The sequence below is a fragment of the Ruegeria sp. CDSC085 genome (assembly GCF_059610465.1).
The window spans coordinates 139,905-165,992 of sequence record NZ_JBXWNR010000005.1 but is presented as its reverse complement, the minus strand read 5'-3'; the positions used below and the strand labels follow the sequence as shown (position 1 = coordinate 165,992).

General features: G+C 55.9%; 23 protein-coding genes and 1 pseudogene. 18 read left to right on the top strand and 6 right to left on the bottom strand.

What is annotated here, in order from left to right; genetic code table 11:
• Positions 1-452 precede the first annotated feature (452 nt).
• From AC2FJB_RS10165 to AC2FJB_RS10140, 6 genes are read left to right on the top strand one after another with little or no spacing between them, the layout of a single operon-like run.
• Entirely contained in the window at positions 453-1,766 is a 1,314-nt protein-coding gene (locus AC2FJB_RS10165) for an amidohydrolase family protein (protein ID WP_496718230.1), read from the top strand.
• A gap of 27 nt (positions 1,767-1,793) precedes the next feature.
• A complete protein-coding gene (locus AC2FJB_RS10160; protein ID WP_117873288.1) occupies positions 1,794-2,777 on the top strand; it encodes a BMP family protein in 984 nt (327 codons plus the stop codon).
• 16 nt (positions 2,778-2,793) lie between these two features.
• Positions 2,794-4,152 (top strand): amidase, encoded by a 1,359-nt coding sequence (locus AC2FJB_RS10155; RefSeq protein ID WP_496718229.1) that lies wholly within the window; start codon positions 2,794-2,796, stop codon positions 4,150-4,152.
• Complete coding sequence (locus AC2FJB_RS10150) at positions 4,149-5,669, top strand: ABC transporter ATP-binding protein (protein WP_496718228.1); 1,521 nt, start codon at positions 4,149-4,151, stop codon at positions 5,667-5,669. Before AC2FJB_RS10155 ends, AC2FJB_RS10150 begins: the two co-directional genes overlap by 4 nt.
• Positions 5,659-6,702: an ABC transporter permease gene (locus tag AC2FJB_RS10145; RefSeq protein ID WP_496718227.1), complete on the top strand. Its 1,044-nt coding sequence runs from the start codon at positions 5,659-5,661 to the stop codon at positions 6,700-6,702. The genes AC2FJB_RS10150 and AC2FJB_RS10145 overlap by 11 nt, the downstream gene beginning before the upstream one ends.
• Positions 6,699-7,640 carry an ABC transporter permease gene (locus AC2FJB_RS10140; protein WP_496718226.1) on the top strand — a complete coding sequence of 314 codons (942 nt, stop codon included), beginning with the start codon at positions 6,699-6,701 and terminating at the stop codon, positions 7,638-7,640. Before AC2FJB_RS10145 ends, AC2FJB_RS10140 begins: the two co-directional genes overlap by 4 nt.
• Positions 7,641-7,895: 255 nt before the next feature.
• Here the strand turns inward: AC2FJB_RS10140 and AC2FJB_RS10135 are convergent, their stop codons facing one another.
• The 4 genes from AC2FJB_RS10135 to AC2FJB_RS10120 form a co-directional block, all read right to left on the bottom strand.
• Complete coding sequence (locus tag AC2FJB_RS10135; protein WP_496718225.1) at positions 7,896-8,711, bottom strand: hypothetical protein; 816 nt, start codon at positions 8,709-8,711, stop codon at positions 7,896-7,898.
• Positions 8,712-8,867: 156 nt separating this feature from the next.
• Positions 8,868-9,758, bottom strand: coding sequence for a cation diffusion facilitator family transporter (locus AC2FJB_RS10130; RefSeq protein WP_496718224.1), 891 nt, complete (start codon positions 9,756-9,758; stop codon positions 8,868-8,870).
• Between the two features lie 158 nt (positions 9,759-9,916).
• On the bottom strand, positions 9,917-10,825 hold the full coding sequence (locus AC2FJB_RS10125) for a c-type cytochrome (protein ID WP_496718223.1): 909 nt from the start codon (positions 10,823-10,825) through the stop codon (positions 9,917-9,919).
• A 13-nt stretch (positions 10,826-10,838) separates the two neighbouring features.
• Complete coding sequence (locus AC2FJB_RS10120; RefSeq protein WP_496718222.1) at positions 10,839-11,306, bottom strand: c-type cytochrome; 468 nt, start codon at positions 11,304-11,306, stop codon at positions 10,839-10,841.
• Positions 11,307-11,392: 86 nt separating this feature from the next.
• Here AC2FJB_RS10120 and AC2FJB_RS10115 point away from each other — a divergent pair.
• Positions 11,393-11,560 (top strand): annotated as a pseudogene (locus AC2FJB_RS10115) (helix-turn-helix domain-containing protein); the annotation flags it as partial.
• A gap of 12 nt (positions 11,561-11,572) precedes the next feature.
• Positions 11,573-12,238 (top strand): LysR substrate-binding domain-containing protein, encoded by a 666-nt coding sequence (locus AC2FJB_RS10110; protein WP_496818287.1) that lies wholly within the window; start codon positions 11,573-11,575, stop codon positions 12,236-12,238.
• A 459-nt stretch (positions 12,239-12,697) separates the two neighbouring features.
• On the opposite strand, the gene AC2FJB_RS10105 is transcribed toward AC2FJB_RS10110, so the two are convergent.
• Entirely contained in the window at positions 12,698-13,621 is a 924-nt protein-coding gene (locus tag AC2FJB_RS10105; protein ID WP_299898162.1) for a LysR family transcriptional regulator, read from the bottom strand.
• 118 nt (positions 13,622-13,739) lie between these two features.
• Between AC2FJB_RS10105 and AC2FJB_RS10100 the strand changes: the two genes are divergently transcribed.
• From AC2FJB_RS10100 to AC2FJB_RS10090, 3 genes are all read left to right on the top strand, one after another.
• Complete coding sequence (locus AC2FJB_RS10100; RefSeq protein WP_496718220.1) at positions 13,740-14,360, top strand: pyridoxamine 5'-phosphate oxidase family protein; 621 nt, start codon at positions 13,740-13,742, stop codon at positions 14,358-14,360.
• Between the two features lie 64 nt (positions 14,361-14,424).
• Positions 14,425-15,405, top strand: coding sequence for an alpha/beta fold hydrolase (locus AC2FJB_RS10095; RefSeq protein WP_496718219.1), 981 nt, complete (start codon positions 14,425-14,427; stop codon positions 15,403-15,405).
• A gap of 55 nt (positions 15,406-15,460) precedes the next feature.
• Complete coding sequence (locus AC2FJB_RS10090; protein ID WP_496718218.1) at positions 15,461-16,372, top strand: PhzF family phenazine biosynthesis protein; 912 nt, start codon at positions 15,461-15,463, stop codon at positions 16,370-16,372.
• A 276-nt stretch (positions 16,373-16,648) separates the two neighbouring features.
• On the opposite strand, the gene AC2FJB_RS10085 is transcribed toward AC2FJB_RS10090, so the two are convergent.
• Positions 16,649-17,821, bottom strand: coding sequence for an adenylate/guanylate cyclase domain-containing protein (locus AC2FJB_RS10085; protein ID WP_496718217.1), 1,173 nt, complete (start codon positions 17,819-17,821; stop codon positions 16,649-16,651).
• Positions 17,822-18,513: 692 nt separating this feature from the next.
• On the opposite strand from AC2FJB_RS10085, the gene AC2FJB_RS10080 reads away from it, so the two are divergent.
• The 7 genes from AC2FJB_RS10080 (at position 18,514) to AC2FJB_RS10050 (ending at position 26,043) form a co-directional block, all read left to right on the top strand.
• A complete protein-coding gene (locus AC2FJB_RS10080) occupies positions 18,514-19,539 on the top strand; it encodes a LacI family DNA-binding transcriptional regulator (protein ID WP_117874041.1) in 1,026 nt (341 codons plus the stop codon).
• A 94-nt stretch (positions 19,540-19,633) separates the two neighbouring features.
• Positions 19,634-20,935 carry an ABC transporter substrate-binding protein gene (locus tag AC2FJB_RS10075; protein ID WP_117873314.1) on the top strand — a complete coding sequence of 434 codons (1,302 nt, stop codon included), beginning with the start codon at positions 19,634-19,636 and terminating at the stop codon, positions 20,933-20,935.
• A 106-nt stretch (positions 20,936-21,041) separates the two neighbouring features.
• Positions 21,042-21,908 (top strand): carbohydrate ABC transporter permease, encoded by an 867-nt coding sequence (locus AC2FJB_RS10070; RefSeq protein WP_117873316.1) that lies wholly within the window; start codon positions 21,042-21,044, stop codon positions 21,906-21,908.
• A 12-nt stretch (positions 21,909-21,920) separates the two neighbouring features.
• Positions 21,921-22,751, top strand: a complete 831-nt coding sequence (locus AC2FJB_RS10065; protein WP_117873318.1) for a carbohydrate ABC transporter permease — start codon at positions 21,921-21,923, stop codon at positions 22,749-22,751.
• A gap of 12 nt (positions 22,752-22,763) precedes the next feature.
• Complete coding sequence (locus AC2FJB_RS10060) at positions 22,764-23,768, top strand: ABC transporter ATP-binding protein (RefSeq protein WP_496670717.1); 1,005 nt, start codon at positions 22,764-22,766, stop codon at positions 23,766-23,768.
• On the top strand, positions 23,765-24,538 hold the full coding sequence (locus AC2FJB_RS10055; protein WP_299898181.1) for an L-iditol 2-dehydrogenase: 774 nt from the start codon (positions 23,765-23,767) through the stop codon (positions 24,536-24,538). The genes AC2FJB_RS10060 and AC2FJB_RS10055 overlap by 4 nt, the downstream gene beginning before the upstream one ends.
• Positions 24,538-26,043: a mannitol dehydrogenase family protein gene (locus AC2FJB_RS10050; RefSeq protein WP_496718215.1), complete on the top strand. Its 1,506-nt coding sequence runs from the start codon at positions 24,538-24,540 to the stop codon at positions 26,041-26,043. Before AC2FJB_RS10055 ends, AC2FJB_RS10050 begins: the two co-directional genes overlap by 1 nt.
• Positions 26,044-26,088: the final 45 nt, after the last annotated feature.

The following is a 26,088-nucleotide window of genomic DNA, read 5'->3' as shown; positions in this document are numbered from 1 at the left end:
ACTTATGCGAACATCTCGTGTAGCGGGGCACATTTGTTAAGTGCCCTTAAAAATGAGACTCCTATTTTGAGACTGGATTTGCTGAGAAGTTCTGGAACACTGCCCCGTCAGATTGGAAGCGCGAGTCTGGCGATGTTGAGGATGTGTCGCTCGAACTGATCATAGGTATCGCGGCAACTAGAACATTTCTACTTTGCACAACCAGTGACATTTCTACTTGGTTGCAACACCTCGCTTGTCCTCTGTCATCAATTACATCCTTCTTCTCCAAGTTGGAGCTTAAAGAAGATGTCTCGCAGGTGCGTACATATCTACAGATGGAAATCCAATCGACGGGCTTCCATCGTAAGCGGCCGCGAGACCGGCGCAGTCACCAGTTCAAAAACACCGCAAAAATAAATGGCAATTTTCTTGAATACTTTTACCATGTGGTCAAATTAGGGGGCAGATGAATGTTCGACATCATCATCAGACAGGCCAGCTTGCCGGATGGCCTCGAACCGGTGGATATTGCAATCAAGGGCGACCGCATTGCGGAAATTGCCACTGACATCAAGGGTGAGGTGCGCGAAGAAATCGACGCAGCGGGCCACTTGGTTTCGCCTCCTTTTGTCGACCCGCACTTCCATATGGACGCCACCCTGAGCCTCGGGTTGCCACGTATGAACGTCTCGGGCACGCTTCTGGAGGGCATCGCGCTTTGGGGTGAATTGAAGCCCCTGCTGACACCCGAGGCGGTGATCGAACGGGCCATGCGATATTGCGACTTGGCCGTGTCGCAGGGATTGCTGGCCATCCGTTCGCATGTGGATGTTTCATCAACCCCGTTGGTGGGTGTTGAAGCTCTGTTGGAAGTGCGCAAGCTGGTTGCCCCCTATATTGACCTGCAATTGGTGGCATTCCCGCAAGATGGCCTTTTCCGATCGAGAGACGCAGAGAGAAACCTGATCCGGGCGCTCGATATGGGCGTCGATGTCGTGGGCGGGATTCCGCATTTTGAACGCACGATGTCGGAAGGTGCCCGATCGGTCACAAGGCTGGCCGAGATCGCGGCGGACCGCGGCCTGATGCTGGACCTGCACTGTGATGAAAGCGATGATCCAATGTCTCGCCACGTAGAAACGCTGGCCTTTGAGACCACGCGCCTCGGGCTCGGCGGTCGTGTGACTGCAAGCCACGTCACTGCGATGCATTCATACGACAATTACTATGCCTCGAAGCTCATTCCGCTGATCGCGGAAAGCGGCATGAATGTTGTACCGAACCCGCTTATCAATATCACGCTGCAAGGTCGCTCAGACACCTATCCGCGCCGCCGTGGCCTGACCCGCGTGCCAGAATTGCGTGCGGCGGGTGTGAACGTTTCCTTCGGGCAGGATTGCACCATGGATCCATGGTACTCGCTTGGATCCGCCGACATGCTGGAAGTGGCCCATATGGGCGTGCATGCGGTGCCGATGACATCCCGCGAAGCGATAGAGTGGGCTTTTTCATCCGTTACCCAGAACGGCGCCAAGACCATGGGTCTGCCTGACTCCACAATTCGCGAAGGTGGCCCTGCCAACATGGTTGTACTGCAAGCGCGTGACCCGATTGAAGCTGTTCGCATGAAAGCCACACGCCTTGCCGTCATCAAAAACGGAAAGGTGCTGGCCCGCACAGAACCACGAATGGCCGCGCTATCGTTGCCCGGCCGCCCCACGACCCTGGATCCCGCCGATTACGCGCCCAGGCCCAAAACTCAGGAAGCTCAAAAACAAGAATAACTGCCACCAACAGAAGAGGATACTCCAATGAAACTCACCACAACACGTCGTCAACTGATGGTCGGCGCTGCGGCCACGCTGGCCCTGCCGGCTTACGTCCGCCGCGCGAATGCACAATCTGCGACCCGCGTTGCCGGCGTGCATATGTCTCCGGTCGAAAATGCCTGGAACAGCCGTATCCACGTGGCAATGCAGGAGGCCTCCGATGCTGGCCTGATCGAGTATGAGTTCTCTGAAGGCGTGGCACCAACCGACTATCCCCGCGCGATGCGCGAGTATGCAGAAGGTGGTGCGCAGATAATCTGGGGCGAATCCTACGCCGTGGAACGCGAAGCACGAGAAGTGGCAGGCGATTATCCCGATACCGCCTTCCTCATGGGCTCTTCCGGCGGACCGGACGGGGACAATTTCGGCGTCTTTGGCACCCGCAACCACGAGGCGGCCTATTTGGCCGGAATGCTTGCCGGCCAAATGTCGGAAAGCAATGTTTTCGGTTCCGTCGGCGGTTATCCGATCCCCGAGGTGAACCTGCTGATCAATGCTTTCCGGATGGGCGTCAGTGAAGTGAACCCTGACGCCACCTTCCTGAACGGTTTTATCGGCGCATGGTTTGATCCGGCCCGCGCGCAGGAAGCAGCAATTGCCCAGATCGATGCGGGTGCGGATATCCTGTTTGGTGAACGGATCGGTACGGCGGATGCGGCTCAGGCGCGTGGTGTGAAAGCCATCGGTTCACTTATCGATTATACACCGCGCTATCCCGGTACGGTCTTTGCCAACGCGATATGGAACTATGGGCCAACTATCGAAGCCATCGTGGCGGACGTTCAGGCGGGCAATCCCACTGGGCGCAACTACACGGAGTATTCCTTCATGGCCCATGGCGGCAATGAGCTGATCTATGTCGCCGACGAAGTGCCTGCTGATGCCATCCCGGCGATGGAGGCCAAACAGGCTGCGATCCAATCCGGTGAATGGGACGTTCCGATCGACGAAAGTGAGCCCTCCTGATTCTGAGGGTGTTGACGTGACCGATGCCACGGCCCTTGCGGCTTCCATCATGGCGAGGCAGATCTCTGCCAGCGAGGTGATGGAGGCAAGCCTTTCCGCCTGCCACGCACAGGCAGATTTGGGGGCCGTGGTTTTTTTGGATGAAGACATGGCCCGCGCGGGGGCAAGGGCAGCGGACGTCTTGCCACCTGACCAGCGCGGGCCCTTTCATGGGATTCCTTTTTTGGTCAAAGACCTCGGCGGATCTGCAAAGGGGCTGCCAGCCGCTGCGGGATCCGCGGCTATCCGGGCGCGAGGTCGAAAACCCGATAGAGACAGTCACCTGTTGGGGGATCTACGCCAGACTGGCCTGATACCCTTCGGCTTGACCGCGACCCCTCCTTTCGGTCTTTCCCTGACATGCGAACCAGATGGCATCGCTGCTACTAGCAATCCATGGAACCCCGCGTTGACGCCCGGTGGTTCATCCGGCGGCGCTGCGGCAGCGGTCGCAGGTGGTATCGTTGCCATTGCCCATGCTACGGATGCGGCCGGGTCCATCAGAGTACCTGCCGCGTGCTGCGGTTTGACCGGGCTTAAGCCGTCTCGTGGTGCGGTGCCCGGAGGTCCTGATTTTGCCAATCACCTGATGGGGATAGCCTCTGAACTGGTGTTGGCACGGTCGGTCCGTGACGTGACAACCGCCCTTGGTGCCGTAGTCCAGCCAATGGCCCCGGTGCATCTGCCAGAACGCCCCCGTGTCGCGGTGGCATTGCCGGATCGTTGTGAAGCGGCCCAAAGCAAGGCCGCGAAAGATGCGGCCGACGCGCTGCGCGATGCTGGCTGTGAGGTGCGTGCCATCCGTTCTCCCGACGGGCTCGGGGTTGAGGCCCATGAAATTGTCCGAACCATATTGGCTGTTTCCTTGGCTGAGTGGCTCACTGCACTGGGGATCTCTGATGATCAGGTGCCCCCGCTTGCCGCCGCCATGGCTGCCGAGGGCCGTGCGGCACCTGCCACCGTGCTTTTTGCGGCCGTGCGACAGCTGGCGCGGCTGACACATCGTTCTTGCCAGCTCTTCAGTTCCGCTGATGCCATCCTAATGCCGGTCCTCTCGTCTGCGCCGCCCATTGTCGGTACTTTGGACTTGTCTGGCGCTTCTCCTGATGAACACATGGCGCGGCTGGAGGCTTTTGCCCCAAACGCAGCATTTGCCAATGCAGCGGGCTTGCCAGCTTTGGCGTTGCCTTTTGGCATGGCAAATGGCCTTCCACTCGGTGTGCAACTGATCGGACCGCCCGGCGCGGATTTTGCGCTGCTGAAACTCGGCAAACTGATCGAGACCCGCGCGCCCGAACTTTCCTTTCCGTCCCCAATCGCAGGCCTGCCCGCATGACCAAGGTTCTGGAGCTACACAACATTACCAAGCGTTTTGGAACGCTTGCCGCCAATGATGATGTGACCCTTACACTGGCCGAGGGTGAAATCCTTGCGCTGTTGGGTGAAAATGGCGCAGGTAAAACGACGCTGATGAACATCCTGTTCGGTCATTATGCAGCCGATGAAGGCACTGTCAGGGTGTTCGGCAAGGAGCTGCCACCCGGCCTGCCGCGCGCTGCAATAGAAGTGGGTGTGGGGATGGTACACCAGCACTTCACGCTTGCCGGAAACCTCACGGTTCTGGAAAACGTCATTCTTGGTTCTGAACCCATGACGCGCGCACGATCCGCTCGGGCCGCCGCCCGCAAGAAATTGTTGCAGATCGCTGATCGGTTCGGTCTGCCCGTGAACCCCGATGCCAAGGTTCGGTCGCTGTCCGTGGGTGAGCGCCAACGGGTCGAAATTCTGAAAGCGCTCTACCGTGACGCTCGTATACTGATCCTGGATGAACCTACTGCCGTTCTGGCCCGGCCCGAGGCAATGCGCCTGTTCGAGACGCTGCGCGACATGACGAAAGAAGGTCTCTCGCTTATCTTCATCAGCCACAAACTGCATGAGGTTATGGCGGCTTCTGATCGTGTGGCCGTCCTTCGTGGCGGCAAGATGGTGGCGGAACGGAAAACCTCTGAGACCAACCCCGGTGAGCTGGCGGAACTGATGGTCGGCCGAAAAGTGGAACGCCCCGTACGTCAAGACCACGAGATCGGCGCGCCAGTTTTGATCGCAAACGATGTGCGCGTGGAAGAAGACGGTGAGTTGCGGCTGGATGACGCGTCATTCACCGTCCATGCTGGTGAGATCCTTGGAATCGTCGGTGTTTCAGGTAATGGGCAGGCTTCCCTTGGCGGTCTGTTGTCCGGATTGATACACCCAAGCGCCGGGCAGTTGACACTCCTGAACAAGGATATCGGCCATCTGGGTCCGCGTGGCATGATCCAGGCTGGCGCTGGCAGGGTGCCCGAAGACCGTCATGCAGAAGGTGTCGTGGGTGAGTTGAGCCTGTGGGAAAATGCAGTTCTTGAACGACTGCGCACACCCGAGTTTTCGTACCGCGGCTTTGTCCGACAACGCGCCGCCCGAGAATACACCTCAGGGTTGATCGAACGTTTTGACATCCGGGGTGCCAGCCCGGACACGCGAACAAGGCTGCTGTCTGGCGGAAACATGCAAAAGCTGATCCTGGGACGGGTCCTGACCAACGGGCCGCGATTTGTGCTCGCCAACCAGCCGACGAGAGGCCTTGATGAAGGGGCAATTGCCGCAGTTCATGCCGAGCTTCTGGCCGCACGGGCCGAGGGTGCTGCGATCCTTCTCATTTCAGAAGAACTGGAAGAAGCCGTAGCTCTTTCAGACCGGATACAGGCGATCGTCAAAGGTCGTTTGTCGAAACCGATATCCGCTGATGAGGCTGACCCACAACGCCTTGGCCTGATGATGGCAGGTGTCTGGAAGGAAGATGACGATGCGGCTTGAACGACGCACACAAGTGCCGCTGCACCTTGTGGTTATCGCGCCGCTGGCCGCGATCTTTGCCGCATTGCTTTTGGCTGCGGGCCTCATCGCGGCTGCGGGGGTAAACCCGCTTACGGCTTATAGTGAAATGCTGACTGGCGCACTTGGCTCACGCCTTGCGATTACCGAGATGCTGACCCGCGCCACGCCGCTGATCTTCACCGGGCTTGCCGCTGCTGTCGCTTTTCGTGCGCGGCTTTGGAACATCGGCGGCGAGGGGCAGTTCTTTGTCGGCGCGCTGATTACCGCGTGGATCGGGCATTCACTCGGGGTTCCCGGATGGATTGGTATTCCGATTTTGATGCTGGCAGGCATGGCAGCGGGCGCGGCCCTGTTGGCAGGCCCCGCGTTTTTGCGCCTGCGTTTCGGGGTGGATGAGGTGGTAACAACCCTGCTGCTCAATTTCATAGTAATCCTTTTCGTCGGCCTCATGATCGAAGGCCCGATGCGCGATCCGTTGGCTTTTGGCTGGCCCTCTTCCGTACCCGTAGATGGTGATTTCCGATTGCCTGATCTGATCCCCCGCACGCGTCTGCATATAGGGCTGCTTTTTGCCATCGCAGCGGCCGGTGCCGTTTGGCTGATCCTGGCGCGTACTGTTTTCGGGGCTGAAACACGCGCCGCAGGTTTTAACGCCAGTGCTGCTGCCTTTGCCGGAATTTCTCTGCCCCGAACGATTATGGGTGTGGCTCTGCTTTCGGGCGCTTTGGCGGGGCTGGCAGGTTCCGTCGAAGTCTTGGGTGTTACAGCGGGCGTCACCACAACGATGAGCCCGGGATTCGGCTATGCCGGCATTGTTGTCGCGATGCTCGCCGCGTTGCATCCGGCCGGCGTGGTCGCCGCCGCCGTGTTCGTCGCCACTGTTTTTGTCGGGGCCGACGCCATGAGCCGCGCGACGGGCGTTCCCAGTTTCATTGCCGATGTGATCGTGGCGCTCTGTCTGCTCACCATGATCGTGGCCCTTCTTTTCACAACCTACCGGGTGCGCCGATGAATGAAGCAATTGATCTGCTGCTGAATACCAGTCTCTGGGCGTCCGTGCTGCGTATCGCAACGCCGCTCATATTTGGCGTCCTTGGTGCGTTGCTCTGTGAACGTTCAGGTGTGCTCAATTTGGGGATCGAGGGGATCATGACCATGGGTGCGATGAGCGGTTGGCTTGCCGTTTACATGGGCGCACCTTTGCTGGTGGGCCTGATGATTGCCGCGATTTGCGGCGCGGTGATGGGATTGCTGCACGCCATGCTGACGGTTCCGCTTGGGTTGTCGCAACACGTGTCGGGGCTCGGCATCACGCTGTTTGCATCCGCGCTGGCCTATTACCTCTACAGGTTACTTGTTGAAGTGGGTGATCTGCCCCCGACAATAGAACCATTCCAGCCGCTCGATCTTCCGGGTCTTTCCGATATCCCCATTTTGGGACCGATCCTGTTTTCCCAGGCTCTGCCGACTTATCTGGCGCTCTTGGCGGTGGCTGTGATGGCCTATGTCCTTGTTCGGACCCCGTTGGGACTGGCCATTCGCATGACTGGTGAAAACCCGCATGCGGTTGAGGCGCAGGGGTTGAACCCCATTCGCATCCGCATCGGTGCAGTCGTTGTCGGATCAGCCTTGATGGCAGTGGGAGGCGCTTTCCTGACGACAACGGCGTTCAACAGCTTCTTCCCGGGCATGGTTCAGGGGCGCGGTTGGATCTGCATAGCGCTTGTAGTCTTCGCAAGTTGGCGGCCCGGTAAGGCGCTGATCGGTGCCGTGTTGTTTGCGTTTTTTGATGCATACCAATTGCGGCTGCAAACAGCGATTGAAGGCGTACCATATCAGCTTTTCCTGATGGCGCCCTATGTGCTTTCCATAGTCGCGCTCGTCCTTGTCGCCCGCAGGGCCGAGGTGCCTGCTGCGCTGATGGCACCCTATCGGCGCGGTGAACGTTAGGAACACGTTCACAGCCAGTGGATGACTGGTCATCCAAGCGTGAAAGGGGCAGGAAATACATGAGACATCGGGTCATGGCCGGTTGCGACAGTTGTGCCAGTGCCTTTCGTGTTTGACGGGATCTGGCGTCAAAACCTTGGGCAAGAGGCCATTGATCGCAATGCAGCGTGTCAATAGCCGGTGACAATGGCGATAAGAAAAGGTGGCTTCTGACGATGAAAAGCTGCCTTGTGACTTTCGACCTGACGTTGTTGCCTAGTTGGCTACCGACTGCAGTCTCCGTCGATCAGCGGCGGTTGCTTTTCTCTCTACAACAGTACGGTTGAACGGGTCCTTCAGTTCGTAGCGGCCAAACTCGAGCTCTTCCTTCCAGCCATTGGCATAGTTTACTTGAATATTGTTGCCCTGACGTTCAACTTTCGTCGGGCGACTTCCCGCAGCACCTCCTTGGCCGGACGAGCGCACGTTGTCGACTGAGATACCATCTGCCAATGACCGGAGCCTCGAGACATCAGCGCCTGTAGCTGGCCTTTCTTCCACAGTGCGATTCTGAGCACTCTTTCTTTCATATCGACCGTTTTCGATTTCTTCCTTGGTTCCATCGGCGTAGCGCACTTCGATGCCGTTCGCGTTGGTCTCAAACTTTGTTTTCCTGGCTGAGCGTGATGACCCGCCCCCTGCCCGGGACTGATCCTTTTTGCCGCTGCCTCGGTTCGAACGCTTCGAGTCGTCGTCATCATCGTCGCGACCACTTTTGCCGGATCCGGAATTTTCGTCCCGATCTTCGTCGCGGTCATCATCCCTGTCGTCGTCGCGATCATCGTCGCGGTCACCACCGCTACCACTGTTGCCCGACCCCGAGTTGTCCTCCCGTTCGCCCCCACGATCATCCCCCCGATCGTCATCGCCACCATCCCCGTCTTTTCCGCTGCCACTTTTGGCAAAGGCATAGGCTGGTTCAAGTTGCAGGCGACCTTCCGCGTCAAACTTCGGTACGTAAGGCGTCGCAACAATCAACGAAGACAGTGCTGCGGTGCTAAGAAGCTGGCCCAGTTTTCCTTGAAGTTTCATTTTTTCGCCTCCAGTTCTGTTCGACCCATCTCATGGTGCCAGTGACAGATTACCCAGGGCTTTGCTTCCCGACATCGGGCTTAGGTCTGATGAATTGCAGGCCGAACGTCCAAGCCAAAACCACGACATCCGTCGTATTCGATTGCACCGAGTGGTTTAAGAAACTTGGCTCGGTTTTGTTCCGTTGCCTTTCAACTCGTCATCGGGTTCCAGATGAATAACAAAGACAGAACCAGGATAAACGCGTTCCAATGCCAGTTCGACTTCATTGCATATGTCATGCGCCGCGCTGACCGACATTGCGCCATCCACAACGAGGTGGAACTCGACGAAGATGATATTTGCGGATCTGCGTCCCTTTAGGTCGTGACACTCCAGAGCGGCCCCCATATTGTTTTCAATGGTGCTGGAAACTACCTGCAAGTCATAGTCGGAAAGGCTTACATCCATCAGGCCATCAACGGACGCACGAATAACTTTCCATCCTTCCCACAGAATGTTCAGCGCGACGAGAATTGCAAGGATCGGATCAAGGATCAGCCAGCCAGTGACAAGCGCAAGTAAAAGCCCAACGACAACGCCAATTGATGTTATCACGTCGGTAAAGATGTGTCGGGAACTTGCCTGCAATGCAGGCGACCCCTCGCGCCTTCCGATCTTGAGCAACAAGTAAGCCCATACACCATTCACGCCGGTTGCGATGATGTTGATGACAATTCCAAGCAGCGGCGCATCTTCAAGATGTGGGTCAGGCAGCGCCAACACTGCCTCTCTGATGATCAAAAAGGCGGCGAGCACAATCAACACGCCCTCAACGACGGCGGAAAGATACTCGGCTTTCTTGTGACCAAAGGGGTGGTTTTCGTCCGGTGGCTTGCTTGCAACCCGCACGGCGAAAAACGCAAGCAGCGCTGCGACTACGTTCACTGTGGATTCCATCGCGTCCGACAGCAGAGCCACAGAACCTGTCAGCCACCACGCCAGTAATTTCAGGGCCAATACGGCTATGGAGATCGGGATGGACCAAAGAGCGAATTTCTGTGTCATTTGGCCAAGACCCTCGATCAAACGTCAACGAAAACTCGTGCGATAAGTGAGTTTTCGTGCTCAAGACCTAAAACAGGTGATGGAGACAAAGGGAAGAGAAGCGTTGGGTTTTCTGCCCAAAATCATCTGGGTATCCGCATTACAGCCTCAATCACCGGTCACTCTGATGAGGGCTCAAACGGTGGCACAGGAACGGCTTTGAGATAGGCGGCAATCGCCAAGCGCTCGTCATCGCTCAATCGGGAAGTGTTCTCGATCACTTCAACCATTTCACCCCCGGCGCTGTCATAATCCGGTGTAAAGCCCGACTTCAGATACTCCGCGATGTCAGCTTCCGACCAATCGAGCTGATCTGCCGTGAGGCCGGGTATGCGCCCTTTCCCGCCAGGATTGGGCGCGCCTGTCAGCCAGAGGTCACGTTTCAAACCACCCAACCCGTTTCTTGGCGTGTGGCACTCGGCGCAATGTCCCAGCGCCTCTACCAGATACCGACCTTGAATTTGCTGGTCAGTCAGGTCGCCTTCTACAACCCAGCCCGGCTCCAGATACAACAGTTTCCATCCGCCCAGCCCCCGTCGAATGTTAAACGGGAAACCGACTTCATGCGGGAAGCTTTCCGTGGCAACTGCCGGAAGGGTGGCAAGGAATGCGTGGAGCGACGCGACGTCTTCTGCTGTCATATTTGAGAAAGATGTATAAGGAAAAGCCGGAAAATAGTGCTGTCCTTCGGGTCCGGTCCCATGAAAAAGTGCATTGGCCAGATCCAATGCGGACCAGGACCCGATACCTGCAACCGGATCACTGGAAATGTTCGGGGCTATGAACGTGCCGAATTCCGTCTCAAACCGACGACCACCAGCGAGTTCGAGCATTTCCTCGCCAGCGGCGTTCGGCGCAGAGTGGCAGGACGCACATCCCGCCGCGTAAAATACCACCTCACCTCTTTCGGGATCAGGGGTAACACTGTCCAGTAGGGTCTGGTCAACTCTTTTCGGGCGGGTCAGCACCAGACCGACCAGCCCGACCAGAACTGCAATAACTGCGGCGAAAATGAATAAACGCCGCATGGCCAGCGCTCCTTTAGTCTTTTGGCGCCCTGTAAGCTTTGTGACATGCCGAGCACGATCCGCCCAGATCACCCATCGCCGCCTTCAGAGCATCGACATCTTGGCCTGCCGCTGCCTGCATCGCAACAGCGGCTTCGGTCATGGCCTGACCCTTCGCACTTACATCCGGGAAGTTTTCCCAGATGGCTGGCAACGCTCGGGTGGACGGGTCGGACGCATTGTCGGATCCGGCAGGCCACATCGCGGATTGATCGATCTGCGTCAGAACAACCAGGTTGTTTGCTGCCCGTGTTGCCGCATCGGCATCGTATTCCATCTCTCCTTTGGCCATGCCACCCAGAGTGCCAAGATTGAAGGCATAAAGCTTCATGATCGAGGTCCGAGCCTTGACCGCCGGATTTTCGCTTTCCTGGGCGATGGCTGATCCAATAACCGCCACCGACAACAAACCAGCCGCAACGGCCGAGAACTTCTTCATCATTGTGCGTCTCCCTGTTCAATGCGTCGAATACTAGACTGAACATTTTTTCTTGTAATTGTTTGATGTTCAGCGTTCCTTGTTAAATTATGAACAACCAGAACTGGGATGATTTTCGATACGCGCTAGCCGTAAGAAAATACGGGTCATTGAATGCGGCCGCTGGGGCCTTGGGTGTCACTCATGCTACGGTGTTGCGCAGAGTTGCTGCACTTGAAGACCGTTTTGGATGCGTGATTTTTCAGAAAAGCCCATCAGGGTATTCTGCGTTGCCCGAAGCCAGAACAATTCTTTCGGCAATGGAAAGCGTTGAAGAGGCCGTGCTGTCCGTGGAGCGGGCAATTGTGGGTGCGAACCGGTCCCCTGCGGGTCATGTTCGCATTGCGTCCACTGACAGTCTTTGTCAGCTTGTATTGCCCCAAATACTAAATGAGATATCACAAATGTATCCCGGCTTGGAGCTGACGTTGTTAAGCGGCAACAACCACCATGATCTATCGAGGCTGACCGCGGACATCGCCGTACGACCTTCGATCAAACTTGAAGACGGGCTTGTCAGTGAACGTGCAGGAACACTGTCATTTGGCGTTTTTGACGACGGTTCCCCCAACAAAAAATGGATGAGGCTTGATGGGGCGTTGAGCCGCTCGCTCCCGGCCAAATGGTTGGCCGAACATGTCAGCGCGAATGAAATGACCAATGGAGCAGATAGCTTCTTAGTGCTTCAGCAGATGGCGGTATCCGGGGTGGGCAAAGCCTTTCTACCCTCATTTATTGGCAATGCGGATCCTCGGCTCCATCGGTCGACAGAAATTGATCCCGGCCTTGATGTTCCACTTTGGGTAGCAACACTTGACGAAATAGCCCACACTCCGAGGTTTGCCATCGTGCAGCGAGCTTTGGTTGAACGCCTGTCCATTGCTCTGCCAGAGTGACAAATCACAAAGAACAGTCTCAAGGAGTCGCGGTTCCTCCGAGAACAGCTCTGTGGCCGAGGTGCTGATTGCCCAGAGCAGCTTTGAGCGAGCCCTGCACTAAATGCGGAGCCGCGAGAGCTTTTCTGTCCAAGCTCCACGCCTGAGCCCGGGTCTAGGCCGCGCTGATCGCACACGATGCTTGGAACAAAACAGACTGAGCCGCAATCCAAACGTGATTGCATGCTCAATGCTGGCCCCATCGCTTCGAAAAGCGTGTGTACCCAGGATGTGAAATTTCAATTTCGCGCTGACAAATCCGGTGGGTGGCAAGCTTTGTTGCGCATGTCCGTTTATTGGCAGGCTTCCGCCCTCCCCGTACGGACGCATCCTATAGGGTGTACCCATAGTCATGTATCGATCAGGACCGCAACGCGGGTCCGGCAACGACTGAGTAGCATGGCTCCGCGGATCTTAGGTCTAGCTTTCAGGCCTGAGTTTGAAACCATCCAAAAAGGGGTCGGACTTGAGACGCTTGGCCGCAAAATCAACAAAGGCGCGCACCTTTGCAGACACGGTGCGGCCTTCTTGATGCACAAGATGGATGGGGACCTCGGGTGGTTCAAACGAATTCAGAACGGTCTTGAGCCGCCCGTCCGCAATGTAGGGTGCCACCTGATAGGACAAGAGCCGCCCGATGCCATGCCCTTTCAGGGCCAGCTCAATCACCGCGTCATTGGTGTTCATGCTGATGCGCGGGCTTACGCGTTTTGTCACGACCGTTTCGCCCTTTCGAAAATACCATTGGGCCGATGCGTGCAGGGCAGTTGAATTAATGATGGCGTGATTGGCCAGATCGTCGGGTGTGTCGGGTTCGCCGCGCAAGTCGAGATATGATGGAGCCGCAAACACGACCTGCCTCACCGCGCCGCATCTCACGGCCATCAGACTTGAATCTGCAAGTTTTCCAATTCTGATACCGACGTCGAGGCCCTCATCAATCAGATTGACCACGCGGTCCACATAAAGCGTGCGCGAGGAGAGCTTTGGATACAGATCCAGAAATTCGCCCAGAATCGGAGTGACGAACATACGGCCAAACAACACCGATGAGGTCACACTGAGTTCTCCGGTTGGTTCGGCATAAGATCCAACGGCAGCACGCTCTGCCTCTTCAAGCTCCATCAGAATGCGTCTGGCATCTTCAAAGAATCTTCGCCCGCCATCAGTCAGCATAACCGAGCGCGTGGTACGCACAAAAAGGCGGAGCCCCAGGCTGTCCTCCAGCATGGATACCAGCCGGGTTACTGTTGGCGGCGACATATTGAGGTGGCGTGCAGCGGCGGAGAAGCCATTCAGCTCGGCTACCTTCACGAAAACGCCTAATGCATGAAATCGGTCCAAATAACTATTCCACTTTTTGGAATAATATATTGCCAAGTATCCGCATTCCGCAACGTAAATGCATTGACTAGCTTCATCCCAGCCCCAGGGCATCGCCCCGACCGAGATGGAGAATTCAATGTCACGTCCTTTTGCAGAAATCAGTTTTACGCCTTCCGTACGTGCAGCGCAGGCCAAAAACGGATCGGCTGACGGATATGCGACGTTTCTGGCAGGCTCCGTTCAGGAAGACCTCATCAGCCCGGTCGAGGCCAGCTTCATCGCACAAAGGGACGGCTTCTATCAGGCGACCGTCTCTGAAACCGGCTGGCCTTATGTTCAATTCCGCGGCGGACCGGCAGGCTTTCTGAAAGTGCTGGATGAACGGACGCTTGCCTACGCAGATTTTCGCGGCAACCGGCAATATCTCAGCACAGGGAACCTGGAGTGCAACGACCGCATCTCACTGATCCTGATGGACTATCCCAACCGGAGACGCCTCAAGATCTGGGGCCGGGCGAAACTTGTTGATGGCGCGGATGATCCGGCCCTGATGCAGCGTTTGAGTGTGCCGAATTACAGAGGCCACCCGGAGCGGGCCATTGTGATCAAGCTTGAAGCGATGGACTGGAACTGCCCGCAGCACATTCCCCAACGCCTGACCCTGGAAGAACTTGAAGAGCATCTGGCACCGCTTCGCAATGAACTGGCAGCACTGAAGGCTCAAAACGCAGAGCACGAAGGAAAGCCCGGTCAGTAAAGCTGACTGATGCTGAACCCCGCGCGTTCAGACGCGCCCCGGAACCCCAAGAAAGGAAATACCCATGTCGCGCAATCTGAAATCCATCCTGAGCGCCAGTATTCTCGCGCTTTCTGTCGCAATGCCATTCGCACCGGCCCCTGCAATCGCCAAGGAGACCGGAGTTGAAGTTACACAAGCCGTCAACTTCCGCACAGAAAAAATCGGCGAGGTCAATATCGCCTATCGTGAGGCCGGAGACCCGAGCAGGCCCACCGTCCTGTTGCTTCACGGTTTTCCGACCTCCTCACATATGTTCCGTAACCTTATCCCTGAACTGGCCAAGCACTATCACGTGATCGCGCCCGACTTTCCCGGATTTGGGGCGTCGGACATGCCGAAAGCCGAGAATTTCGAGTATTCCTTTGCGAATATCGCCGAAATCATGACGTCTCTGCTGGATAAGAAGGGTGTCGATCAATACGCAGTCTATCTGATGGACTACGGTGCTCCGGTTGGATTCCGGATGTTTGCGGAACAGCCCGAACGGGTCACCGGCTTCGTCATTCAGAACGGCAATGCGTATGAGGAAGGGCTGCGCGAATTCTGGGACCCAATCAAGGCCTATTGGGCCGACCCTTCGAAAGAGAATGGCGACCAGCTTCGTGGTTTTCTTACTCTGGATGCGACCAAGTGGCAGTTCACCCACGGTGTACAGAAGCCGGAACTGATCAGCCCGGATAACTATTGGCACGTCCAATACCTGCTTGACCGCGAGGGCAATCAGGAGGTTCAGCTTGAACTTTTCCTGGACTACGGCACCAACGTTGCCGAGTACCCAAAATGGCAGGCGTTGTTTCGCGAGCATCAACCACCTGCGCTGCTAATGTGGGGTAAGAATGATCACATATTTCCCGCCGAAGGCGCCCTGCCCTATCAACGTGATCTAAAAGATCTTGAGTTTCACCTGCTTGATACGGGACACTTCGCGCTGGAAGAATATGGGCCCGAGATTGCGGAACAGATGACTGCATTCCTGAACCGTATAACCGCCGCAGGTAACTGATGCGCAACTGGCCGCGCCTCGATCAAAGGCGCGGCCTCATGTTTGGAGACGATCAATGAGCACGCAAGCAAAAACTGCCAAGGAAGTAACGGTTGAAATAGTGCATGGGTTTGTCGACGGTGGCACCGGAGGAAATCCCGCAGGCGTCGTCCTGGACGCTGATGAATTGAGCGAGCAAGATATGCAAGCCGTGGCGGCAAGGGTTGGATTGTCCGAGACGGCGTTTGTCTCCCGGTCTGAGACTGAAGGCTTCAAGCTGGATTTCTTCACACCAAACCGGCGCATCGCTCATTGCGGTCATGCAACAATCGCCGCCTTCTCTCACCTCGATGCGCTAGGCCGGATCCCCAAGCCCGATACGTCCAAGGAAACAGTTGATGGCCCCAGGCGCATACTCATAAAAGACGGCGCCGCCTATATGGAACAATTGGCCCCACGCTATTCGGGTGCTCAGGAATGGATCGAAAAGGGCGTGAAACTCGACGATGTACTGAACTCCCTTGGGATCGACGATACACAACTTGACCGGAGGTTCCCTCCAGTTCTGGCCAATACCGGAAACAGCTTCATCGTTGTCGGCCTCTCTGATGCCGAAAGTCTTGCCAAAGTCACACCAGATTTCGCCAAAATCGCGCAAATCAGCGAGCAACTGGATCTGATTGGCTATTATGTCTTCACAATAGACCCCTCAGCAACAAACCGGGACGCCACAACCCGCATGTTCGCACCCAGATACGCGATAGATGAAGAAGCCGCTACGGGAATGGCGGCCGGGCCACTTGCATGCGTGTTGCATGATTTCGGCGGCGCGTCTCGGCGATCATTTGAAATCGAACAAGGGGTGTTTATAAACCCGGCAAGCCCGAGCCTGATAAAAGTCGATCTGGACATCGAGAATGGCGCAATCACGGGCCTCATGGCGGGTGGCTACGGAAAAGCCATGAACGCGGCCCGGATTGCTTTTTGACGCGAAAAGGCCGGGTGTTTCCGCGGAAACAGTCTCAGTTTCGCCCAGGCCCTTGAGCTCGAATATGTCTCGTCAAAGGCCGCCTGCGACGGCACCATACTCAGCGCAGTGCGTGGCCCGATCTCATGAACCGGTCTGCGCGCTGCCGACCTTTGCAGTGAGAATACCTGGTTGCCCGCAGCCCAAATCGCAATCAGCCATTCCGGACAACGTAGAAGCTTACGGCTCTCAATCTGTGTTGTCCGGATCGATACGCCGATCTGAGGTGGGACCGCCTTAATGTTCCTTCTCGACGAGAGAAAACAACGCGATGGATCCGGCAAGCCCTCTAACTTCATGAAATCCACAAGCAGAGAAAAGTTCGGGCGAAGCAGCGGCAACGGCTGATGTTGCCAGAACTCTGCGACCTAAGGATTTCGTCAAACCCTCAATACGGCTTGCGAGGTTGACTGCTCTACCCAGAACAGTGAAATCCAGCCTGCCGGGACTTCCGATGTTGCCATAGCTTACCTGCCCAACATTGATCCCAATGCCTACGTCCAACGGCGGCTTCTGAGCCTCATCGCGGCGATGGTTGAGCGCGGTCAAGCCGGTCAATACGCTTTGAGCGGCCCGTGCGGCCTTCTTGCATTGGTCATTCAAATCTTCCTGGGTTGCGATGGTGAAGATCGACAGAATGCCGTCTCCCATGAACTTGAGAATATCGCCGCCATTTTCTTCCACAGACTGCACGACCAGATCGAAATACTCACTCAACGTGTCAAAAACGTCTTCTTCGGATGCTATATCTGAAAGAGCGGTGAAACCTCGCAGGTCAGAGAACATGACAACTGCATCAAGGGTTGTGCGTTCCCCTCGCTTGATCCGCCCGTCCCATACAGCATCAGAAGGCCCATCGCCAAGATATGTTCTTAGAAGACCCTTGGACGACTTGCGCATGGTGACAGGTTCCAGAGCAGAAGACAGGCCGGGCAGTGCATCTTCAATCATTTTCAGATGCCGGGGCGAAAACCCTTCTGACGACTGGGTGACAAAAGTGCAGCCGTGCAGCGATCCATCTCCGTAGTATAGCAGCGTAGCATAGTAATCGGTGCCACCCAGCTCAGCGAAATCAAGATAAGAAGAGTGCTCGGTTTTGGGATCCAGTTGCCGCAGACCTTTGTGAAGTGGCCTCCTGTGCTCCAGAATGTATTCGAACGAGCTCCCGACATACCCATCCGTCAACATCGTCTCATGTGTCACATCGTAACTTTCGGTCCCATCAGGTGTCCAAACGATCCCCCATGCGATGAGCAACGGATTGGCGAAGCGCTGACCGATATTGACCCGCCAGAGTGGCACACCAGCCTCGATCAAAGACGAGCAAAAATGTGACACTACCTTTTCGGGGTCACCTGAGCGACGCCCTTCTGCAATCATCCAATTGGTCAGTTGGGCAATTGCATCCATTGTTTAAAACCAATCGCTTAGATAAGACTGCCGAGAACTCTGGCTCATTGTTCGATCATATTATTCTAGTCTTTTTCTCAATCCATCCAAGCCTGCATCTTTGGTCCATGGGTATAGACCGCGGGTCCCAGCTGTACGCGCCAAAATGGCCTCAACGGATTTTCCTGCTCCATGTGTCTGTCGGACCGGTTCATAGACGTCGGCAGGACAGCATAGGCTTCTGATGGCACGAGGTATTTGTCCCTTGCAGCCTCAAGATTGTCGATTCTCGATAAGAACTGAACCCGTGGTCCCCCAAGACTTGACCCATGTTTGTTAACGCACCAAGTGGTCTCAAGCCGTCTTAATCCCTTGGCAGATGATATGAGATTTTCGAATACATCTGTCGGAGCCAAAACGGGAAAAACCTTGTGATCTTAGGTGCAGTTTGGTCCGACCGGGAAAGCGCCTGCGATGTGGCCAACTTTCGGTTGGGCGATGTGAAACTCATTGAGGATTTGCACGTATTCGATCGTTATCTGCATAGGCAAGTTCGACCACCGATGTTGCGGCATCGATCCCGAGATTCTGTTGAACTCTTTAAGACGTGTCGGTTGCGTGAGGTTGCTCTGGCTATTGATTTTTTAGCGCGCGCAAAGAATATGTAAAACTATGATAAGTTCATGGCGAACAAAACCAGCAGGCAGACTGGCATGACCAAGATAAAAAATATGGAAGAGTTTGCGGCCCTCAGCGGTATCTCGCGACCCACTGTTTCCAAATATTTCCACGATCCCGACAGTGTTCGCCCCACAACGCGGAGTCGTATCGAAGAAGCGTTGGAGCGGTTTGACTATCGCCCCAACATTTATGCGGTCAACCAGAACCGGAAGCTGACCAAGAATATCGGAATCGTCGTGCCCTATCTGGCTGATCCGTTCTTTGCCGAAATCGCGCGCTATTTGGAACAAAGCTGTATCGCAGCGGGATATCGCCCGTTCCTGTTCAGCTCTCATGGTGAGCAAAAACTGGAAACCGAAATTCTGGACGGCTTGCAATCCATGAAGCCAGCCGGGGTTCTTTTGGCACCTTTGGGGCGCATTTCGGACAGATCAGCAATAGAGAAATTCTGCGCCAACGTACCCACAGTTTTGTTCGACAGTAACTTGGATGGTTTAGGGGCCGCATTCGTAGGTTCCGACAACTTCAGCTTTGTCTCACAAACCGTTGAATACATGACCCGTACCGGTGAACCGCCCTCGTTCTTCGAAATGCGCACTCCTGCGAACCCAAATGCCAACAAACGAAGGAAAGCCTACATCGAAGTGATGGAGCGCCTCGGATTTGAACCGCATATAATCAAAGTCGACGGCAAAGGTTGGGCGTTTGAAGAAATCGGCCAAAGAGGCGCACTGAACGTTCTGGGGGAACGCGGATTGCGAACCAACTCGGTGTTGTGCAGCAATGATCGCCTGGCCATCGGCTTTCTTGCGGCTTGCTACAAACAGGGGATTCGAGTCGGTCGGAATGACGATTGCAAGCTGCGTGTGGCGTCAAATGATGACCACCCTTTCGCGCAGTTTACTTGCCCATCCCTGACAACGGCTGCGCATGACTACGACAATGTTGCCGACCGCAGTGTGAAAACACTGTTCCAACTCATTGAAAGTGGAGGGAAATTTCAAACTCGATCTGAAACGTTGTTCCCTGCAAGACTGGTTTTGAGAGACTCCGCGTAACCTTAAAAATTAACGCGCGTAAAGTTTTTATTGACGCCGCGACAATTTTTGCATTACGTTCTCTGCACGACATCCAAGCTCAGGGAGGACAGGGATGTATTTGAGAAACGCACTTCGTGCGGCGACTGCAATGACACTCGTCGCGACGGCAGCAGCTCATGCGGATACCTTAACAATAGCGACCGTGAACAACGGCGACATGATCCGGATGCAGGGCTATACCGATAAATTCACCGAGGCGACCGGCATTGACGTCGAATGGGTGACGTTGGAAGAAAACGTGCTGCGTCAGCGCGTAACGACCGACATCACGACCAAAGGCGGTACGTTCGACATCATGACAATCGGCATGTATGAGACGCCGATCTGGGGCGCGAATGGCTGGCTGGTGCCGCTGGATGGCCTGTCCGAAGAATACGACGTTGGTGACATTCTGCCAGCGATGGCAGGTGGGTTGAGCCATGACGGAACGCTTTTCGCGGCGCCGTTTTATGGTGAAAGCTCGATGATCATGTACCGCACTGACCTTATGGAAAAGGCGGGCATGGAAATGCCGGATGCGCCGACCTGGCAGTTCATCAAAGAGGCCGCCGCCGCGATGACCGACCGCGACGCCGAGATCAACGGCATCTGCCTTCGCGGCAAAGCCGGTTGGGGTGAAGGCGGAGCCTTTATCACTGCGATGTCCAATTCATTCGGCGCCCGCTGGTTCGACGAAGAATGGAAGCCCCAGTTCGATCAGCCCGAGTGGGCAGACACGCTGAATTTCTACGTTGAAATGATGAACGAATCCGGTCCTGCCGGCTATGCCACCAATGGGTTCAACGAAAACCTGTCGCTGTTCCAGCAAGGCAAGTGCGGCATGTGGATCGACGCGACAGTTGCGGCGTCTTTCGTGACCAACCCTAACGACTCTACGGTTGCAGATCACGTAGGATTTGCGCTGGCACCTGACACTGGATTGGGCAAGCGGTCCAACTGGCTTTGGGCGTGGGCACTGGCTATTCCTGCTGGCACACAGCAAGAAGATGCTGCCAAGCAATTCATCGAATGGGCGACCTCAAAGGACTACATTGAGTTAGTGGCCGAAAGCGAAGGATGGGCAAACGTTCCCCCGGGTGCACGTACGTCTCTGTACGAGAATCCGGAATACCAAAAGGTTCCGTTCGCCAAGATGACACTGGACTCAATCCTGTCAGCTGATCCGAACAGCCCGACGGTAAAACCCGTCCCGTATGTTGGCATCCAGTTTGCCGCGATCCCGGAATTCGCAGGCATTGCCACACAGGTGAGCCAGGAGTTCTCGGCGGTATATGCCGGACAGCAAACGGTTGAGGAAGCACTTGCCAAAGCGCAGGCTTTCACAGCTGAAGAAATGGAAGCCGCCGGTTACTGAGGCATCCTCCCAACGGGTGGGCAGAGGTCTGCCCCCCGTTCAACCCTTCCACAATTCGCGTTTTTCTCGCAGGCTGAGTTACGCCTGAACAGAGAGGGTTTGCGTTATGGCTACTCAACAATCCCGATCAGTTGCCCGCCTGATGATGGCACCCGCAGTGGTCCTGCTGCTTGGCTGGATGCTCGTGCCTCTGACGATGACGCTGTATTTTTCTTTCAAGAAATACCTGCCGCTGCGTGGAGGTGATCTGGGTTGGGTCGGGTTCGACAACTACGTTCGTTTCGTATCCTCCAGTTCCTTCTGGCCTGCAGTTCAGGCGACTTTGGTAATCGTTGGCGGCGTGCTGGTGATTACGGTCGTTCTGGGCATTCTGCTGGCCATGCTGCTGGATCAGCCAATGTGGGGACAGGGCGTTGTCCGCATCCTTGTGATTGCGCCATTCTTTGTCATGCCGACCGTATCAGCGCTGGTCTGGAAAAACATGTTCATGGACCCGGTGAACGGTTTGCTGGCCCATCTGTGGCGCTTTTTCGGGGCTGAGCCGATTTCGTGGCTGTCCGAGGCGTCGATGACTTCGATCGTCATGATCGTTTCGTGGCAATGGCTGCCCTTTGCAACGCTGATCCTGCTGACCGCTATCCAATCTCTGGACAGTGAACAGCTGGAAGCGGCCGAAATGGATGGCGCGCCGCCGCTGAAACGCTTTTATCACATCATCCTGCCGCATCTTGGTCGCGCCATAACGATTGTGATCCTGATCCAGACGATTTTTCTATTGTCGATCTTCGCCGAGATTTTCGTGACCACCGGCGGCGCCTTCGGCACCCGTACACTGACCTACATGATCTTCCAGCGCGTTTTGGAAAGCCAGAACGTTGGCCTCGGATCTGCCGGTGGTGTCTATGCAATCATCCTTGCCAATATCGTTGCCATCTTCCTGATGCGCATTGTCGGCAAAAACCTGGACGCGTGAGGAGACAAAACCATGGCCCGCACCGTCACGACACAACGCAAAACACTAAACACTGCCTTTGCCTGGGCCGTAGGTCTGCTGATCTTCTTCCCAATCCTCTGGACGATCCTGACCAGCTTCAAGACCGAGGCGCAGGCGATTGCAAGCCCACCGATCTTCCTCAACTTCGACTGGACGCTCGAAAATTACGCCATCGTGCAAGAGCGCTCGGACTACATGCGGTTCCTGTGGAATTCGGTCATCATCGCAGGCGGATCGACCGTTCTGGGTGTGATCGTGGCGATACCCGCAGCCTGGGCGATGGCGTTTGTTCCGTCCAAACGCACCAAGGACATTCTGTTGTGGATGCTGTCCACAAAGATGTTGCCTGCAGTTGGTGTTCTGTACCCGATTTACTTGCTGTTCATTCAGCTGGGTTTGCTGGACAGTCGCGGTGGGCTGGTCGTGGTGCTGATGTTGATCAACTTGCCGATCATCGTCTGGATGCTCTACACCTATTTCCGCGAAATTCCCGGAGAGATCTTGGAAGCGGCGCGCATGGACGGCGCGACTTTGAAAGAGGAAATCCTCTACGTTCTGACCCCAATGGCCATTCCCGGCATCGCATCAACCGTTCTGTTGAACTTCATTCTGGCCTGGAACGAGGCATTCTGGACGCTCAACCTGACTGCCGTTGATGCTGCACCGCTTACGGCCTTCATCGCCAGCTATTCCAGCCCGGAAGGTTTGTTCTTTGCCAAGCTCAGCGCGGCGTCGACCATGGCGATTGCACCTATTCTGATCCTCGGCTGGTTCAGCCAGAAACAACTTGTCCGCGGCCTGACCTTCGGCGCTGTGAAATAAGGAACACGACTCATGGGACGTATACAACTCAAGTCTGTGACCAAGAAATTTGGCGACGTTGAGGTTATTCCACCCTTGGACCTGACCATTGAAGATGGCGAATTCACCGTTTTCGTCGGCCCATCGGGTTGTGGCAAGTCCACGCTCCTGCGCCTGATCGCGGGGCTGGAGGATATCACCAGCGGCCACATAGAAATCGATGGCGCAGATGCAACAGACGTGCCGCCCGCCAAACGAGGACTGGCTATGGTGTTCCAGTCTTATGCGCTTTACCCGCATATGACCGTTCGCAAGAACATCGCATTTCCGCTGCGCATGGCGAAACTGGATCAGGCTGAAATCGACAGGCGGGTTGAGGGCGCGGCCAGTGTCTTGAACCTGACCGACTACCTGGATCGCCGCCCGGGCCAGTTGTCCGGTGGTCAGCGTCAGCGCGTCGCCATTGGTCGGGCCATTGTTCGTGAACCCGCTGCTTTCCTCTTCGATGAACCGCTCTCCAACCTCGACGCAGCACTGCGGGTCGGCATGCGGTTGGAAATCAGCGAACTGCATGAACGCCTTGCCACAACGATGATCTACGTGACCCACGATCAGGTAGAAGCCATGACGATGGCCGATAAGATTGTTGTACTGCAAGCCGGTGTGATCGAACAAGTAGGCAGCCCGCTGGAATTATATCGGACGCCGCGCAACCTGTTTGTAGCGGGGTTTATTGGTTCACCCAAGATGAACTTCATCGAAGGACCGGAGGCCGCAAAACACGGGGCCCAAACGATAGGTATTAGACCGGAACACATTGCAGTTTCGGAAACCGAAGGAGAATGGTCCGGGGTCGTCAGCGTCTCGGAACACCTTGGTTCGGACACATTTTTCCATATCCACGAAACCGGATTGGCTGAAACGATTACCGTGCGTGCAGACGGCGAGGTCGGTTTCCGTCATGGGGATCGCATACACCTGACACCACGCGCCGATGTGATCCATCGATTTGACGCAGACGGCCTGCGGATCGAATGAAACGTCTGACGGGCAAAACAGCCCTGATCACTGGGGCAGCGCGGGGCATTGGATTGGCATTTGCCAGGGCCTATGTGGCAGAGGGTGCGCGCGTCGCCGTCGCCGACATCGACTTCCAGCGCGCGCAGGACGTAGTCGCCGACATTGGCGCGGCGGCTTTCGCTGTCGAGATGGACGTGACCAACCAGCAGAGCGTTGATCAGGCTGTGGCAAAAACCGCGACCCAATTCGGCCCGATCGACATTTTGATCAACAACGCAGCTATCTTCACCGCCGCACCAATCGTTGAGATTGAACGCGCCGACTACAATCGCGTTTTTGACATCAACGTCGCGGGTGCGCTGTTTACGATGCAGGCAGTTGCCAAACATATGATCGAGCACGGAACCAAAGGCCGAATTATCAATATGGCCTCGCAGGCAGGACGAAGGGGCGAACCTTTGGTCGCTGTCTACTGCGCCAGCAAGGCGGCGATCATATCCCTTACCCAATCGGCGGGGCTGAACCTGATTTCTCATGGGATCAATGTAAACGCGATTGCCCCCGGTGTCGTCGATGGCGAACATTGGGACGGCGTGGACGCCTTTTTTGCAAAGCATGAAGGCAAGCCCCTTGGCCAGAAAAAGCGTGAAGTGGCGGCAGCTGTTCCATATGGCCGGATGGGGCGCGCGGAAGACCTGACAGGCATGGCGGTTTTTCTGGCCTCTGACGAGGCCAAGTACATCGTCGCGCAGACTTACAATATCGACGGCGGAAACTGGATGAGCTGATGGACCCTGTGGCGAACGCGAAATCTCCTACACTGCTGCGGCAAGACCGCCTTTCAGATCTGCCAACAACCGTGAAGACCCCGAAGTATGAACGTTCGGATCTGACGCCGGGCATCGTTCATATTGGATTGGGTAACTTCCATCGCGCGCATCAGGCCTGGTATATTCACCAGCTCATGCAACAGGGGCAGGCCCATGACTGGGCGATCGTCGGGGCGGGTGTGCGAAGCTATGACGCCGCTATGCGAGAGCGACTGCTTGCACAGGACTGCCTTACAACGCTGATCGAGTTGGGTCCAAAAGGAATGTCTGCTGAGGTGATTGGCTCAATGATCGATTACCTGCCGATCGAGGAAAACAACGCCGCCCTCATCCAGGCGATGGCCGCGCCGGCTACTCGGATTGTTTCGCTGACCGTTACCGAAGGTGGTTATTTTCTGGATGCCAACAACGGCGCCTTCGATACTGATCACACTGACATTCGTCATGATGCAGATAACCCCAATCAGCCCCGTACGGCCTTCGGTGCAATGGTTGCGGCCCTCAGACAACGGCGCGCCGAGGGCTTGAAGCCGTTTACGGCGCTCAGTTGCGATAATCTTCAAGGCAACGGATCAATTTTGCGAAATTGTATTGTCGGATTGGCGCGCATGTCCGACCCGGAACTGGCCAGCTGGATTGACAGGAATGGCGCGTTCCCGAATTCAATGGTGGATTGCATCGTGCCAGCAACGACTGACCAATTGGTTTCGCAATGCCATACCCTTGGCGTCGATGACAAAGCGCCCGTCTCGCATGAGAACTTTCGCCAATGGGTAATCGAGGATGCCTTCTGTGCCGGGCGCCCGCCTCTCGAAAAAGTCGGAGTAACACTGACCCACAACGTTCATAGTTACGAGAAAATGAAGTTGCGCATTTTGAACGGAGGTCATCAACTGCTCGCAAATGTCGGAGAAATACTGAATGTTCCGACGATTGCCGACTGCATGAAGGATCCGGCCATCGTGGCATTCTTTGGAAAAGTGCAAGCTGAAGAAATCCTGCCTCATGTCGAAGCCGTTCCCGAAACAACTGCGCAAGAGTACCTTGAGTTGGTTGAGAGGCGATTTGCAAACACTGCGATTCACGATACCACACGCAGGGTCGCATTCGACGGATCGGCACGACATCCGGGATTCTTGCTGCCTTCGCTGCGCGATGCACTTGCATCAGGTTCTTCTGTACACGGGCTCGCGCTTGCCGAAGCGTTCTGGTGCCGGATGTGTGAGGGTGTTCGTGAAGATGGCTCCGAGATCACTCCTAATGACCCCCAGTGGGAAAGCCTGAACAGAACAGCGCTGGCGTCCAAAACCGAACCTGAGCTTTGGCTGGAGCAGGGTTTCTACAGCGGTGACTTTGGAATCAGCCCACACTTTTCCAAAGCCTTTGCCCGCTGGCTGACGCTGATATGGCAGCGTGGCAGCCGAGCCGCCATTGCTGAGTATGTCGCCAACGGTTCAACGTAGCAAATCGCTCTCGGCGCTCAGTTCGATCGGTGTGCATGCACCGCG

What these genes read in the sequence shown, in the direction of transcription:
- AC2FJB_RS10130 (WP_496718224.1), bottom strand. Translation starts at nt 9,758, where the DNA reads ATGACACAGAAATTCGCTCTTTGGTCCATCCCGATCTCCATAGCCGTA.
- AC2FJB_RS10085 (WP_496718217.1), bottom strand. Translation starts at nt 17,821, where the DNA reads ATGGATGCAATTGCCCAACTGACCAATTGGATGATTGCAGAAGGGCGT.
- AC2FJB_RS10065 (WP_117873318.1), top strand. Translation starts at nt 21,921, where the DNA reads ATGGCCCGCACCGTCACGACACAACGCAAAACACTAAACACTGCCTTT.
- AC2FJB_RS10080 (WP_117874041.1), top strand. Translation starts at nt 18,514, where the DNA reads ATGACCAAGATAAAAAATATGGAAGAGTTTGCGGCCCTCAGCGGTATC.
- AC2FJB_RS10095 (WP_496718219.1), top strand. Translation starts at nt 14,425, where the DNA reads ATGTCGCGCAATCTGAAATCCATCCTGAGCGCCAGTATTCTCGCGCTT.
- AC2FJB_RS10165 (WP_496718230.1), top strand. Translation starts at nt 453, where the DNA reads ATGTTCGACATCATCATCAGACAGGCCAGCTTGCCGGATGGCCTCGAA.
- AC2FJB_RS10135 (WP_496718225.1), bottom strand. Translation starts at nt 8,711, where the DNA reads ATGAAACTTCAAGGAAAACTGGGCCAGCTTCTTAGCACCGCAGCACTG.
- AC2FJB_RS10070 (WP_117873316.1), top strand. Translation starts at nt 21,042, where the DNA reads ATGGCTACTCAACAATCCCGATCAGTTGCCCGCCTGATGATGGCACCC.
- AC2FJB_RS10090 (WP_496718218.1), top strand. Translation starts at nt 15,461, where the DNA reads ATGAGCACGCAAGCAAAAACTGCCAAGGAAGTAACGGTTGAAATAGTG.
- AC2FJB_RS10100 (WP_496718220.1), top strand. Translation starts at nt 13,740, where the DNA reads ATGTCACGTCCTTTTGCAGAAATCAGTTTTACGCCTTCCGTACGTGCA.
- AC2FJB_RS10075 (WP_117873314.1), top strand. Translation starts at nt 19,634, where the DNA reads ATGTATTTGAGAAACGCACTTCGTGCGGCGACTGCAATGACACTCGTC.
- AC2FJB_RS10055 (WP_299898181.1), top strand. Translation starts at nt 23,765, where the DNA reads ATGAAACGTCTGACGGGCAAAACAGCCCTGATCACTGGGGCAGCGCGG.
- AC2FJB_RS10050 (WP_496718215.1), top strand. Translation starts at nt 24,538, where the DNA reads ATGGACCCTGTGGCGAACGCGAAATCTCCTACACTGCTGCGGCAAGAC.
- AC2FJB_RS10145 (WP_496718227.1), top strand. Translation starts at nt 5,659, where the DNA reads ATGCGGCTTGAACGACGCACACAAGTGCCGCTGCACCTTGTGGTTATC.
- AC2FJB_RS10125 (WP_496718223.1), bottom strand. Translation starts at nt 10,825, where the DNA reads ATGCGGCGTTTATTCATTTTCGCCGCAGTTATTGCAGTTCTGGTCGGG.
- AC2FJB_RS10150 (WP_496718228.1), top strand. Translation starts at nt 4,149, where the DNA reads ATGACCAAGGTTCTGGAGCTACACAACATTACCAAGCGTTTTGGAACG.
- AC2FJB_RS10160 (WP_117873288.1), top strand. Translation starts at nt 1,794, where the DNA reads ATGAAACTCACCACAACACGTCGTCAACTGATGGTCGGCGCTGCGGCC.
- AC2FJB_RS10060 (WP_496670717.1), top strand. Translation starts at nt 22,764, where the DNA reads ATGGGACGTATACAACTCAAGTCTGTGACCAAGAAATTTGGCGACGTT.
- AC2FJB_RS10120 (WP_496718222.1), bottom strand. Translation starts at nt 11,306, where the DNA reads ATGATGAAGAAGTTCTCGGCCGTTGCGGCTGGTTTGTTGTCGGTGGCG.
- AC2FJB_RS10140 (WP_496718226.1), top strand. Translation starts at nt 6,699, where the DNA reads ATGAATGAAGCAATTGATCTGCTGCTGAATACCAGTCTCTGGGCGTCC.